This is a genomic window from Rhizobium nepotum 39/7, from assembly GCF_000949865.1.
GTDB classification, from domain to species: domain Bacteria; phylum Pseudomonadota; class Alphaproteobacteria; order Rhizobiales; family Rhizobiaceae; genus Agrobacterium; species Agrobacterium nepotum.
Genome location: NZ_JWJH01000019.1, coordinates 151,105 through 163,840 on the forward strand (window position 1 = coordinate 151,105; position 12,736 = coordinate 163,840).

Genomic DNA, 12,736 nt, shown 5'->3' on the forward strand with positions numbered 1-12,736 from the left:
AAGCGGAAAATATATGTTGGCGAAACCCTACCACATCACGCGTTGCTATTCACCCCTGATGCAGGATATGCGCGGCCTTGACGGCGGCGGAGGCGCGGTTTTCGACGCCGAGTTTCACATAGATCTGTTCCAGATGTTTGTTCACGGTTCTGGCGGAAAGGCCGAGAATATCGCCGATATCGCGGTTGGATTTGCCCTTGGCGATCCATAGCAGCACTTCCGATTCCCGCGTCGTCAGGGCGAAATGGCTTTTGAGCAGATGGTCGTCGGATTTCTCGTTGGCGGCGGTCAGGCGGAAGAGGTATTCGTCCGGCCCCATCGCGCCGAGGAAGGAGAGTTGCAGGGCGGGACGCCCGGCCTCTGTGATCGTCAGCGGCGCGTCACGGACGGCATCCACCGACGCCCTGTCTGCAAGCCAGCCGGAAATATGGGCAACGACGATCTCCAGCCCATCATCGCGGCCGGTGGCGGCGTTGACCAGCCTCGTCGCCTGCGGTGTGGACCAGTGGATGGCGCCATTGGCGCGCACGGCGAGCAGGTGGCGGCCGGCGGCATCGAGCGCCACGCGGGCGCTCTGCGCCGAGCGGGCATTGGAGAGGTGAACGCGGATGCGGGCGCGCAGCTCATCGATATTGATCGGCTTGGTCAGATAATCCACGCCGCCGGATTCCAGCGCCCGCACTACATGTTCGGTCTCCGTCAGCCCGGTCATGAAAATCACCGGCACCTGCGCCACGGCCGCATTGGCCTTCAGGCGGCGGCAGGTCTCGAAACCGTCCATGGCCGGCATGACGGCGTCGAGCAGGATGATATCGGGGGTGATGCGTTCGGCAATGTTGAGTGCGGCCTGACCCGAGGTGGCGATCAGCGCCGAAAAGCCGGATTGCTCCAGCGCTTCGGTCAGGAAACCGAGCGTTTCGGGGCTGTCATCCACCAGCAATACGATGTCTCTCGGCAGTGCCGCACCTGGCCCGCTCATGCCTTGCCGTCTCCCCTGTCGCTATCTTCAAACCGCTTGAGAAAATGGGCGTAACCGGCCAGATCGAAGGCCTGGACATAGGCGCCAAGCTCTTGCGTAAAGGGTAGGTTATCCGTGTTGCGGGCAAGATCGGCGAGTTTCGCCTCTATGCCGCGTATGTAGCCTATTTCGCCGAGCCGCTGCAAATCCTTGATATGAATTACGCCCGGATGGACGATCTGCGCCGGTGGCTGCGGTGCGGGTGCCGGAGGCAGGTCCGTATCGTAAACCCATTTCAGGCCGAGATGAACGGCGAGCCTGTCGCAAAGCTGGCGGATATCGACCGGTTTGGCGATGGCGTCGTTGTGATTGTCTTCGCCAGCACTTCCACTCCCACTGGCAATAGCGCCGTCACCGATATTGGCGGAGAGCATGATGAGCGGGGCCGTCTGGCCGGCTTCGCGCAGCTTCGTCACGAGCTGCCAGCCGGTCATGCCGGGCATGGAAATATCGATGAGGAAGAGATCCGGCTTCACGCCTTCGATCAGGGTCAGGCATTCCGGTGCGCTCTGGGCGGTCAGCACCACGAAATCCAGCGGCACCAGCACCTGCCGCATCAACTCGCGGTGATCCTCATTGTCATCAACCACGACGATGGTGCGGCGCGGGCCGGAATAGGAACGGATGGTCTTTTCCAGCGCAGGCGCTGTGCTTGGCCGGTGAATGGCGGACAGCATGAGGCGGACGCGGAAGGTGGAACCCTCGTCCTTTTCGCTGGAGACCGAAATCTCGCCGCCGAGCGTATTGGTCAGAAGCCTTGTGATGGTGAGCCCGAGGCCGAGACCTGGCATGGGCCGCACGCTTTCGGCCTCGCCGCGCTGGAAGGGCTCGTAGATGCGGGGAAGGTCCTTCTCGGCGATGCCGCGCCCGGTGTCGGACACGGTGAAGCTCGCGACCTGGCTGCGATAGGCGACATCGAAGGTGACGCTGCCTTCATCGGTAAACTTGATGGCGTTGGAAAGCAGGTTGACGAGTATCTGGCGCAGGCGCTTCTCGTCCGTGCGCACATATTGCGGCAAAGCGCGGGTGCGCTCATGGCGGAATTCCAGTCCCTTGGCCTGCGCCTGCGGGCGGAACATGTCGACGATCTGGTCGAGGAAATCCTGAATGTTGATCTCGTTGGAATAGACCTGCAACCGGCCCGCCTCGATCTTGGAGATATCCAGAAGCCCGTCGATCAGGCCGGAGAGATGGTCGGCGGAGCGGCGGATGACCTTGATGGCCGATTGCCGGGGCGGCGGAATGGTCTCGTCGCGTTCGAGGATCTGGGCGTAACCTAACACGGCATTGAGAGGGGTGCGCAATTCGTGGCTGAGGCCGACCACGTAACGGCTCTTGGCGCGGTTGGCGGCCTCGGCCGTTTCCTTGGCGTCCTGAAGGGCGGCGTCGGTCTTCTTGTGGGCCGCGATTTCTTTCAGGAGCAGCGTATTCTGGCGCGAGGATTCCTCTTCCGCCACCACCCGGCTGTCATGGGCAAGAACGAGGAACCAGCAGACGATGCCGGCGATGACCGCGAAGACGAAAAACACGACGAGGATGGTGCGGTTGACCACATCAGCGGTTTCCGGCGAGGCGGTGCCGACCTGATGGGCGATCAGCGCCAATATGCCGCCGATGGCGGTGACGGCAATCGCCGCCGCCATGCCGTAACGCCCGAGCCGGGTGGCGAGCTTCGCCACCAGTTGATGGGGTAGGAAGGATTTCGCGACGGTCGCGACCTGATAATTCAGCTTCGCTTTCGGCTTGCACATGTCATGGCAGCGGCTGTCCAGCGAGCAGCAGAGCGAACAGATCGGCGCGGCATAGGCCGGGCACCATGCCATGTCCTCCGGTTCGAACGGGTGTTCGCAGATCGAGCAGGTGATGGCGCTCAGCTCGCGCCATTTCTGCCGCGGCTTGCGGGCCAGATAGAACTTGCCCTTCGTGCCCCAGGCGATCAGCGGCGAGGCGATGAAGGCGACGATGAGGGTCAGATAGGGTGCGAGCGAGGCGGCGAGTGCGCCGAAGGTGCCGAAATGCGCCATCAGCGCGATGGTGGCCGAAAGCGCCATGGAGCCGACGCCGACCGGATTGATATCGTAGAGATGGGCGCGTTTGAACTCGATGCCGGGTGGGGCAAGGCCTAACGGCTTGTTGATGAAAAGATCGGCGGAAATGGTGCAGAGCCACGCCATGGCGATGATGGAGAAGATGCCGAGCGTTTCTTCCAGCAGGCGGTAGATGCCGAGTTCCATCAACAGCAGCGCGATCGCCACATTGAAGACCAGCCAGACGACGCGGCCGGGGTGGCTGTGGGTGAGGCGCGAGAAGAAGTTGGACCAGGCGAGCGAGCCCGCATAGGCGTTCATGACGTTGATCTTCAGCTGCGACACGACCACGAAGGCGACCATCAGCAGCATGGCGGCCGTGTGGTTGGGGATCATGTAGCCGAAGGCGGTCAGATACATCTGGGCCGGATCGGCGGCGCGGTCCACGGAAACGCCGGAACTGAAGGTCAGCACCACCAGGAAGGAGCCGGCCAGAAGCTTCGGCACGCCGACGACGACCCAGCCCGCACCCGCCAGAAAGACGGCGATGCGGTGGCGAAGCCTGCTCTGGCCTTCGGCGGGCAGGAAGCGCAGGAAGTCCACCTGTTCGCCGATCTGCGACATCAGCGCGAGGATGACGGCGGAAGCCGCGCCGAACTCGACCAGATTGAAATCCGCCAGGGTGCCGGGTGGGCCGGAGGCATGATGAATGCCGGCAAAGGCCCGCCAGAGATCATATTTTTCCCAGTCCATCAAAGCGATGAAGATGAAGGGCAGCACGTTCAGAACGATCCAGAAGGGCTGGGTGATGATCTGGAAGCGGCTGATGAGGCGCACGCCATGGGTGACGAGCGGAATGACCATGACGGCGGAAATGATGTAGCCGATCCACAGGGGAATGCCGAGTGCCAGTTCCAGCGCGCCGGACATGATCGACGCCTCGATGGCGAAAAGCATGAAGGTGAAGGAGGCGTAGATCAACGAGGTGATGGTGGAGCCGATGTAACCGAAACTTGCGCCGCGCGTCAGAAGATCGATGTCGACGCCATGGCGAATGGCATAGCGGCTGATCGGCAGGCCGACGGCAAGCATGGCGACGGCCGCGACGATGATGGCGTAAAAGGCGTTGGTGGTGCCGTAGGACAGCGTGATCGCGCCGCCGATGGCTTCCAGCGCCAGAAAGGAAATCGCGCCGATGGCGGTGTGGGAAATGCGGTTCGACGAAAATTGCCGGGCGCTTTTGGCGGTGAAGCGCAGCGCATAATCTTCCAGCGTCTGGTTGGCGACCCAGCGGTTATATTCGCGCCTGACGGGGATGATGCGTTGCCGTGCGGCCATGCCTAATATCCAGCGCCTTTCCGCAAAGTGGGTCCCGTTATCCTCATAGCCGCACCGACATGCCGCCATCCACCGTCAGCACATGACCGTTGACGAAGGAGGCCGCGTCGCTGGCCAGGAACAGGGCCGCGCCGGCGATTTCATCCGGCCTGCCCCAGCGCTCCAGCGGCACGCGCAGCTTTGCAAAAGCGACCATCTCAGGGTTTTCGGAAAGGGCGGCGTTGGTTTCCGTGGCGAACATGCCGGGGGCGATTGCGTTGCTGGTGATGCCACGCGCGCCATATTCCACGGCGATGGCGCGCATCAGCCCGGTCAGCCCCTGTTTGGCAACGGGATAGATCGCATCGCCCGGGCGGACGATATGGCCGAGAATGGAGGTGATGGTGATGATGCGGCCGTAGCCGTTGGTGTTCATCGCTTCAGCCGCGTCGCGCGACAGCGAGATGGAGGAGGTGAGGTCGGTACGGATAAGGTCCAGCACGTCCTCGTCATTAAATTCGGCAAGCGGGCGGCGGTCGCGCGCGCCGACATTGTTGACGAGAATGTCGAGATGGCCGAACTCGTCCATGATGCGGCGGATAAGGGCGCTTCCAGCGGCGGTATCGGCGATATCGAAGGCCGCATAATCGGCCTTTCCACCCGCTTGCCGAAGAATGCCGACCGCCTGTTCCAGCGTCTGTGCATTACGGCCGGTCAGCCACACATGGGCGCCAGCTTCGGCAAAGGCGCTGGCGATTTCGAAACCGAGGCCGCGGCCGCTGCCGGTGATGACGGCGATGCGGTTTTCGAGAGAGAACTTGTCGAGAATGCCCATCGCTCACCTTTTTGCTTCAGAGCATCGGATCGAAAAGCGCGTAGCGGTTTTCGCAAAAGCCGATGCGGTTGCTCAAAGCCACGCAACATTTGAATTTGCGCATAGGGAAGACTATGCCGCGCTGGGCAGATGGCGAAAGGTCACCTGTCCGGTCCGGTGGTTCGGTGGACACAAAAATGGCGTCGCCCGGCTCGGGGCGACGCCATGTCTTGGTTTATCAGGCAGCAGCCGACTTTGCGAGCGGCACTTCTGCAATCGTCTTCAGAACGACGGAAGCGATCTGGTAAGGGCAGCCCTGCGAATTCGGACGGCGGTCTTCGAGGTAACCACGGTAACCGTTGTTGACGAAGGAGTGCGGAACGCGGATCGAAGCGCCACGGTCGGCAACGCCGTAGGAGAACTTGTTCCACGGAGCGGTTTCGTGCTTGCCGGTCAGGCGCAGATGGTTGTCCGGACCGTAAACGTCGATGTGCTCCTGCCAGTTCTTGGCGAAAGCGGCCATGAGGGCTTCGAAATATTCCTTACCGCCAACTTCACGCAGGAACTTGGTGGAGAAGTTGCAATGCATGCCGGAGCCGTTCCAGTCGGTATCGCCGAGCGGCTTGCAATGGAATTCGACGTCGATGCCGTACTGTTCGCAAAGGCGTACCAGCAGGTAGCGGGCGATCCAGATCTGGTCGGCGGCGCGCTTGGAGCCCTTGCCGAATACCTGGAATTCCCACTGACCCTTGGCCACTTCGGCGTTGATGCCTTCGTGGTTGATGCCTGCTTCGAGGCAGAGGTCGAGATGTTCTTCAACGATTTCGCGGGCAACCGAGCCGACGTTCTTGAAGCCGACGCCGGTGTAATACGGACCCTGGGGAGCCGGGTAACCCTGCTCGGGGAAGCCGAGCGGACGGCCGTCCTGGTAGAAGAAATATTCCTGTTCGAAACCGAACCATGCGTCCTCGTCGTCGAGGATGGTCGCGCGGCTGTTCGATGCATGCGGGGTGACGCCGTCAGGCATCATGACTTCGCACATGACGAGCACGCCGTTGGTGCGGGCCGGATCGGGATAGATCGCAACGGGCTTCAGCACGCAATCCGACGAGTGGCCTTCGGCCTGCTGGGTGGACGAGCCATCAAAACCCCAAAGCGGCAGCTGCTCGAGCGTCGGGAATTCGTCGAATTCCTTGACCTGTGTCTTGCCGCGCAGGTTAGGGACCGGCTTATAACCGTCAAGCCAGATGTACTCGAGTTTGAACTTAGTCATTACGAACCTCTCATAGGTAAAGATGCGAAGCCTTGAGGCCCCGGTGGCTTTCGCCGCCGGAAGCGCTTTCGCGTTCAAGGGCTGACGGGTTAGATGCATGCCGCGTGCCAGATTGGCGATGTTTTGCGAATTCTTCGAAAAATCTTTCAGGCGCGCGTGAGGCCAATGGGGCCGATATGGCCGTCGTCCACTCGTGCTGCGCTGCGGCAGACAAATCGAACCCCAATGTTTCGTCAGTGATTCCTAACAGATAGCGGGTAGCATCGCCTAAAATGCCCTGTTGCGGTGCAATGTTTTCGATTGCGAGCGACGGATCGGCATTTGCCCCAAAAACCGGCGCTTCCGGAATGGTTTTCCTTGCCGAACGACCATTTAATGCCTATATTTTTTGCAACGTGATTTTTTTTTAATCAGATGGAGCGAATCCGATCTTTGCGGGTTTGCTTCAAGACCAAAGTGCTTCGATGCAAACAAAGTGAGATGTTCGATATGGCAACTGGCTTTCATCGCGAAACGGCAACGATCTACCAATTCCCGGTCGGCGGGCGCGCTGGCGTTCCCAAGTTCCGCAAGAGCGATCTCGAGGAACAGGCGAAAGCGCCGCATATCGACTTTGGCTCCTGGTATCACGACGACGCGATCCGTGACGAAGATCGGGACGACAAGCCTCACGCTTGATATGAGACGTTGCCGCTTATTTCTTCTCCCCGCCGGGGAGAAGATGCCCCGAAGGGGTAGATGAGGGGGCAACCTCTCAGTCTATATCTAACCTCGCCCCCTCATCCCGCTGCCGCGACCTTCTCCCCGGCGGGGAGAAGAAACAAGCGGCGCTCCCTTGCTCCACGGGCAAGCGTTGATTGGAGCGAGAATGTGTTTTCATTCTTTCGCGCTCCCCCCAAATCTCCCCTTCTGCACCTTTCGCCACCCCGCCTACGTCAATTGACGTATACGGTTTCTCACCCACGAGATCGATAGTCCCTTCCAGCAGCGGTCAACGATACCGCTGAGGCCCGACGAGGGCTAAACAAGGAGAGGGGTTCTTCCGATGATATTCCGCAAGACGCTTAGCGCCGCGCTGCTTGGCGCGATCATGTCCACCACTGCCTTCCACGGCGCATTCGCCGCCGATGACACGATCAAGGTCGGCGTGCTGCATTCGCTTTCCGGCACCATGGCGATTTCAGAGACGACGCTGAAGGACGCCATGCTGATGCTCATCGACGAGCAGAACAAGAAGGGCGGCGTTCTCGGCAAGAAACTGGAAGCCGTCGTGGTCGATCCGGCTTCGGACTGGCCGCTATTTGCCGAAAAGGCCCGCCAGCTGATTTCGCAGGACAAGGTCGCCGCCGTTTTCGGCTGCTGGACGTCTTCGTCGCGCAAATCCGTACTGCCGGTTTTCGAGGAGCTGAATTCCCTCCTGTTCTACCCCGTGCAGTATGAGGGTGAGGAATCCTCCCGCAACATCTTCTATACCGGTGCTGCGCCGAACCAGCAGGCCATTCCGGCCGTCGATTATCTCGCCAGCACCGAAGGCGTCGAGCGCTGGGTTCTGGCCGGCACGGACTATGTCTATCCGCAGACCACAAATAAGATCCTGAAGGCCTACCTGATGTCCAAGGGCGTCAAGGAAGAGGACATCATGATCAACTACACGCCGTTCGGCCAGTCCGACTGGCAGACGATCGTGTCCGACATCAAGAAGTTCGGCTCGGCCGGCAAGAAGACCGCCGTGGTTTCCACCATCAACGGCGATGCCAACGTGCCGTTCTACAAGGAACTGGCGAACCAGGGCATCAAGGCCGAGGATATTCCGGTCGTCGCCTTCTCGGTCGGCGAAGAAGAGCTGGCCGGTCTCGATACGACGCCGCTGGTCGGCCACCTTGCCGCCTGGAACTACTTCCAGTCCGTCGATACCGAGGTCAACGCCGAGTTCATCAAGACCTGGCATGCGTTTACCAAGAACGACAAGCGCGTGACGAACGACCCGATGGAAGCCGCCTATATCGGCTTCAGCGCCTGGGTAAAGGCCGTGGAATCCGCCGGCACGACCGATACGGACGCGGTTCTCGACAGCATCATCGGCGTTTCGGTGCCAAACCTTTCGGGCGGTTATTCCACCGTCATGCCTAACCACCACATCACCAAGCCGGTGCTGATCGGCGAAATCCAGGCCGACGGCCAGTTCGAAATCGTGCAGCAGACCCCGCAGGTCGTGGGCGACGAATGGTCCGACTACCTGCCGGATTCGAAGGACCTGATCTCGGATTGGCGCAAGCCGATGTCCTGCGGCAACTTCAATGTCGCCACGGGCAAGTGCGGCGGCAAGGGTAGCTGATAAACGGGGACGGTTGCCGCCCCCTTGTTTGGGGGGCGGGCAATTTGTTCTCCGATAGTTGAAAACTGAGCCAGAACGCCCCCCTCTGCCCTGCCGGGCATCTCCCCCACAGGTGGGGAGATCGATTTGCGGCAAGGTTTCGCCCTTCTCGTCGTTCGAGATTGAGCAATGCAGGCGCGTCTTACCGATCTCCCTCCTTGTGGGGGAGATGTCCGGCAGGACAGAGGGGGGTGGCGGCACCCACAGACGGCGCTTTTACCGGAAACGCTCTAAGGAACCGACATGACGATCCGATCTTTTCTCGGAGCTGTTTTTTTCTGGCTCACCCTTGGGATCGCGGCCCAATCCGTGGCGCAAAGCGATCCGAAGGCGTTGATCGATGCGCTCGGCACTGCGGATTTCAAGCAGGCCGAAACTTTGATCGGCCAGATCGCCGCCACCGGCGATGCGCGGGTCGTGCCGGCGCTCGAGGCTTTCGCTTCGGGTGATCTTTACGTGCGCAAGACCGACAATCTGGTTTTCATGACGCGGCCCGCCGGGTCCAACTTCACGCTGATCGATCCGCTGTCGGGCGAAAGTGCAGGCGAAGCGCCGAAGGCTACGGTTACCAAGATCAGGGTCAATAATAATCTTCGCCGCGTCATTCGCGCCGCAATGGGCGGGCTGACCCTGCTCAGCCCGGAAAAATCCGTGCGACTTTCGGCGGCCGATGCCGTTCTGAAGGCACCGAGCGCGGAAAATCTCGAATTGCTGGAAACGGCCATCGCCAAGGAAACCGACAATGAAGTGCGGACCCGGATGGAGGAGGCGCGGGCCGTTTCGCTGCTTTCCTCCGACCGCCCGCTCGAACAGAAGAAAGACGCGATCGCGACCATCAAGAAGCTGGGCGGGCGCGACGCGATCGGCATTCTGATGGCGGCGTCCGCTTCCGTCGATCCAAGCCTGAAACCCGATATCGACAGTGCGATATCAGGCATTCAAAGCTCGCTTGCGTTCTGGGACTACGCGCAGAACATCTGGTACGGCCTGTCGCTCGGTTCCGTACTTCTGCTCGCCGCCATCGGCCTTGCCATCACCTTCGGCGTGATGGGCATCATCAACATGGCGCATGGCGAGATGGTGATGATCGGCGCTTACTCCACCTTCATGGTGCAGGAGGTGATCCGTTCGAATTTCCCCGGCCTGTTCGACTGGTCGCTGGCCATCGCTCTGCCCGTCGCCTTTCTGGTCACGGCCTTTGTCGGCCTCGTCATGGAACGCGGCGTCATCCGCTTCCTTTACGGGCGACCGCTGGAGACGCTGCTGGCCACCTGGGGCATCTCGCTGATGCTGCAACAGGGCGTGCGCTCCATCTTCGGCCCGACCAATCGCGAAGTCGGCAGCCCCGGCTGGATGTCGGGTTCCTTCAGCGTCGGTTACCTCAATTTCACCTGGAACCGGGTGTGGATCGTCTGCTTCTCGCTGTCGGTGTTCTTCGCGCTGCTGGTGCTCCTGAAGCGCTCCTCCTTCGGCCTGCAGATGCGCGCCGTGACCCAGAACCGCCGCATGGCCTCCTCCATGGGCATTCGCACGCCCTGGGTGGATGCCTTCACCTTCGCGCTCGGTTCCGGCGTTGCCGGCCTTGCGGGCGTGGCGCTTTCGCAGATCGACAATGTCTCGCCCAATCTCGGCCAGAGCTACATCATCGACAGTTTCATGGTGGTGGTGTTCGGCGGTGTCGGCAATCTCTGGGGAACGCTGGTCGGCGCGCTGTCTCTCGGCGTGCTCAACAAGTTCCTTGAGCCGACTGTCGGCGCCGTGCTCGGCAAGATCCTCGTGCTCGTCCTCATCATCCTGTTCATCCAGAAGCGGCCGCGTGGTCTCTTCGCACTCAAGGGAAGGGCGATCGAAGCATGATTACCGGCTTCCTCCTGCGCGCGCTCGATCGCCGCATTTCCATCGCCATCGCCATCATCCTGGCCATCGCCGTGCTGGTGCCCGCCTCCAACCTGTTGCTGCCGGCTGACAGCGCATTCCGTATCCCCACCTACATCATGTCGATGCTCGGCAAATATCTGGCCTATGCGCTGCTCGCGCTGGCGCTTGATCTGGTCTGGGGTTATTGCGGCATTCTCTCGCTTGGCCACGCCGCCTTCTTCGCGCTCGGCGGTTATGCCATGGGCATGTATCTGATGCGGCAGATCGGCACGCGCGGCGTCTACGGCCATCCCGTGCTGCCGGATTTCATGGTGTTCCTCAACTGGAAGGAACTGCCGTGGTTCTGGCACGGCTTCGACATGTTCTGGTTTGCGGCGCTGATGGTGCTGGTGGTGCCGGGTCTTCTCGCCTTCGTGTTCGGCTGGTTTGCCTTCCGCTCGCGCGTCAACGGCGTTTATCTCTCCATCATCACCCAGGCCATGACCTACGCCCTGCTGCTTGCCTTCTTCCGCAACGACATGGGCTTCGGCGGCAATAATGGGCTGACCGATTTCAAGGACATTCTCGGCTTTTCCGTGCAGGCGGACGGCACCCGTGCCGTGCTGTTTGCCATGACGGCGGTGATGCTCGCGATCTCGCTGCTGATCGCGTCCGGCATCGTCAATTCCAAATTCGGCAAGGTGCTGGTGGGCGTGCGTGACGCTGAAAGCCGGGTGCGCTTCCTCGGTTTCCGGGTGGAAAACATCAAGCTCTTTACCTTCGTCGTCTCGGCCATGATGGCGGGCATTGCCGGCGCGCTGTTCGTGCCGCAGGTCGGCATCATCAATCCGGGCGAATTTTCTCCCGCCAATTCCATTGAAGTAGTGGTGTGGACGGCGGTGGGCGGGCGCGGCACGCTGATCGGGCCGATCATCGGCGCTATTCTGGTCAATGGCGGCAAGAGCTATTTCACCGGCGCTTTCCCCGAATTCTGGCTGTTTGCGCTGGGTGGCCTGTTCATCGCGGTGACGCTGTTCTTCCCGAAGGGCATCGTCGGCACCGTGCAGCATTATCTGGCCGGACGTCGCGAAAAACGCATCGCGCGGGCGGCGAGCAAGGCCGCGCAGCCGGGCAATGACGGTGCCGCGACAGTGTCCCAACAGGCGGCGGAGTGAGACGGATATGAACACGATTTCCGAAAACAGAACCAAAAGCCTGCTTTATCTGGATGGCGTTTCCGTCTCCTTCGATGGGTTCAGGGCGCTCAATTCTCTTTCCTTCGTGGTGGAGCCGGGCGAGCTTCGCGCCATCATCGGCCCGAATGGTGCGGGCAAGACGACGATGATGGATATCATCACCGGCAAGACGAGGCCGGATAGCGGCACGGTGCTGTTCGAAGACAGCGTCGATCTCACGAAAAAGGACGAGGCGGATATCGCCCAGCTCGGCATCGGCCGGAAATTTCAGAAGCCGACGGTGTTTGAAAGCCACACCGTCTGGGACAATCTGGAACTGGCGCTGAACCGCAAGCGCGGTGTTTTCGCCACGCTGTTCTACCGGCTGACGGAAGAGGACAAGGCGCGCATCGAGGAAATCCTCGCCACCGTGCGCCTCAGCCACCGCCGCAGCGATCTTGCCGCCAATCTCTCGCACGGTCAGAAACAATGGCTGGAAATCGGCATGCTCTTGGCGCAAGAGCCGAAGCTGCTGCTGGTGGACGAGCCGGTGGCCGGCATGACGGATGCGGAGACAGCCGAGACCGCCGTGCTTCTGAAAGAAATCGCCAAGACCCGGTCGGTGGTGGTGGTGGAGCACGACATGGGCTTCATCCGCGAGTTGGGCGTGAAGGTGACGTGTCTGGCCGAAGGCTCGGTGCTCGCCGAAGGGTCGATCGATTTCGTGTCCAGCGATCCGAAGGTGATCGAGAATTATCTGGGGCGGTGATGGAAGCGTCTGCGTTGGCCATACCCCCCTCTGCCCTGCCGGGCATCTCCCCCTCAAGGGGGGAGATCAGATGCCGCACCCGCTCGCTCCATCGCCAAGGTGTTATGGGGCA

The 12,736-nt window shown here is 61.0% G+C and carries 9 protein-coding genes; 5 read left to right on the plus strand and 4 right to left on the minus strand.

Annotated features, from left to right (window positions below):
* Window positions 1–49 precede the first annotated feature (49 nt).
* From RS75_RS19445 to RS75_RS19460, 4 genes are all read right to left on the minus strand, one after another.
* Window positions 50–979 (minus strand): response regulator, encoded by a 930-nt coding sequence (locus RS75_RS19445; RefSeq protein WP_045023511.1) that lies wholly within the window; start codon window positions 977–979, stop codon window positions 50–52.
* The gene (locus RS75_RS19450; RefSeq protein WP_045023513.1) at window positions 976–4,383 is read right to left on the minus strand and encodes a hybrid sensor histidine kinase/response regulator; all 3,408 of its coding nucleotides are present in this window, start codon (window positions 4,381–4,383) and stop codon (window positions 976–978) included. The genes RS75_RS19445 and RS75_RS19450 overlap by 4 nt, the downstream gene beginning before the upstream one ends.
* A 43-nt stretch (window positions 4,384–4,426) precedes the next feature.
* Window positions 4,427–5,197: an SDR family oxidoreductase gene (locus tag RS75_RS19455; protein ID WP_045023515.1), complete on the minus strand. Its 771-nt coding sequence runs from the start codon at window positions 5,195–5,197 to the stop codon at window positions 4,427–4,429.
* Between the two features lie 217 nt (window positions 5,198–5,414).
* A complete protein-coding gene (locus tag RS75_RS19460) occupies window positions 5,415–6,449 on the minus strand; it encodes a glutamine synthetase beta-grasp domain-containing protein (RefSeq protein ID WP_045017676.1) in 1,035 nt (344 codons plus the stop codon).
* A 480-nt stretch (window positions 6,450–6,929) separates the two neighbouring features.
* On the opposite strand from RS75_RS19460, the gene RS75_RS19465 reads away from it, so the two are divergent.
* The 5 genes from RS75_RS19465 to urtD all read left to right on the plus strand — a co-directional run bounded on the left by RS75_RS19465 (window position 6,930) and on the right by urtD (window position 12,624).
* On the plus strand, window positions 6,930–7,127 hold the full coding sequence (locus RS75_RS19465) for a DUF2735 domain-containing protein (RefSeq protein ID WP_052679715.1): 198 nt from the start codon (window positions 6,930–6,932) through the stop codon (window positions 7,125–7,127).
* A gap of 367 nt (window positions 7,128–7,494) precedes the next feature.
* Window positions 7,495–8,784: an urea ABC transporter substrate-binding protein gene (urtA, locus tag RS75_RS19470; RefSeq protein WP_045023516.1), complete on the plus strand. Its 1,290-nt coding sequence runs from the start codon at window positions 7,495–7,497 to the stop codon at window positions 8,782–8,784.
* 282 nt (window positions 8,785–9,066) lie between these two features.
* Window positions 9,067–10,680 (plus strand): urea ABC transporter permease subunit UrtB, encoded by a 1,614-nt coding sequence (urtB, locus tag RS75_RS19475; protein WP_045023517.1) that lies wholly within the window; start codon window positions 9,067–9,069, stop codon window positions 10,678–10,680.
* Window positions 10,677–11,855, plus strand: coding sequence for an urea ABC transporter permease subunit UrtC (gene urtC / locus RS75_RS19480; RefSeq protein WP_045023518.1), 1,179 nt, complete (start codon window positions 10,677–10,679; stop codon window positions 11,853–11,855). Before urtB ends, urtC begins: the two co-directional genes overlap by 4 nt.
* A gap of 7 nt (window positions 11,856–11,862) precedes the next feature.
* The gene (gene urtD / locus RS75_RS19485) at window positions 11,863–12,624 is read left to right on the plus strand and encodes an urea ABC transporter ATP-binding protein UrtD (RefSeq protein WP_045023519.1); all 762 of its coding nucleotides are present in this window, start codon (window positions 11,863–11,865) and stop codon (window positions 12,622–12,624) included.
* The last annotated feature ends 112 nt before the right edge of the window (window positions 12,625–12,736 follow it).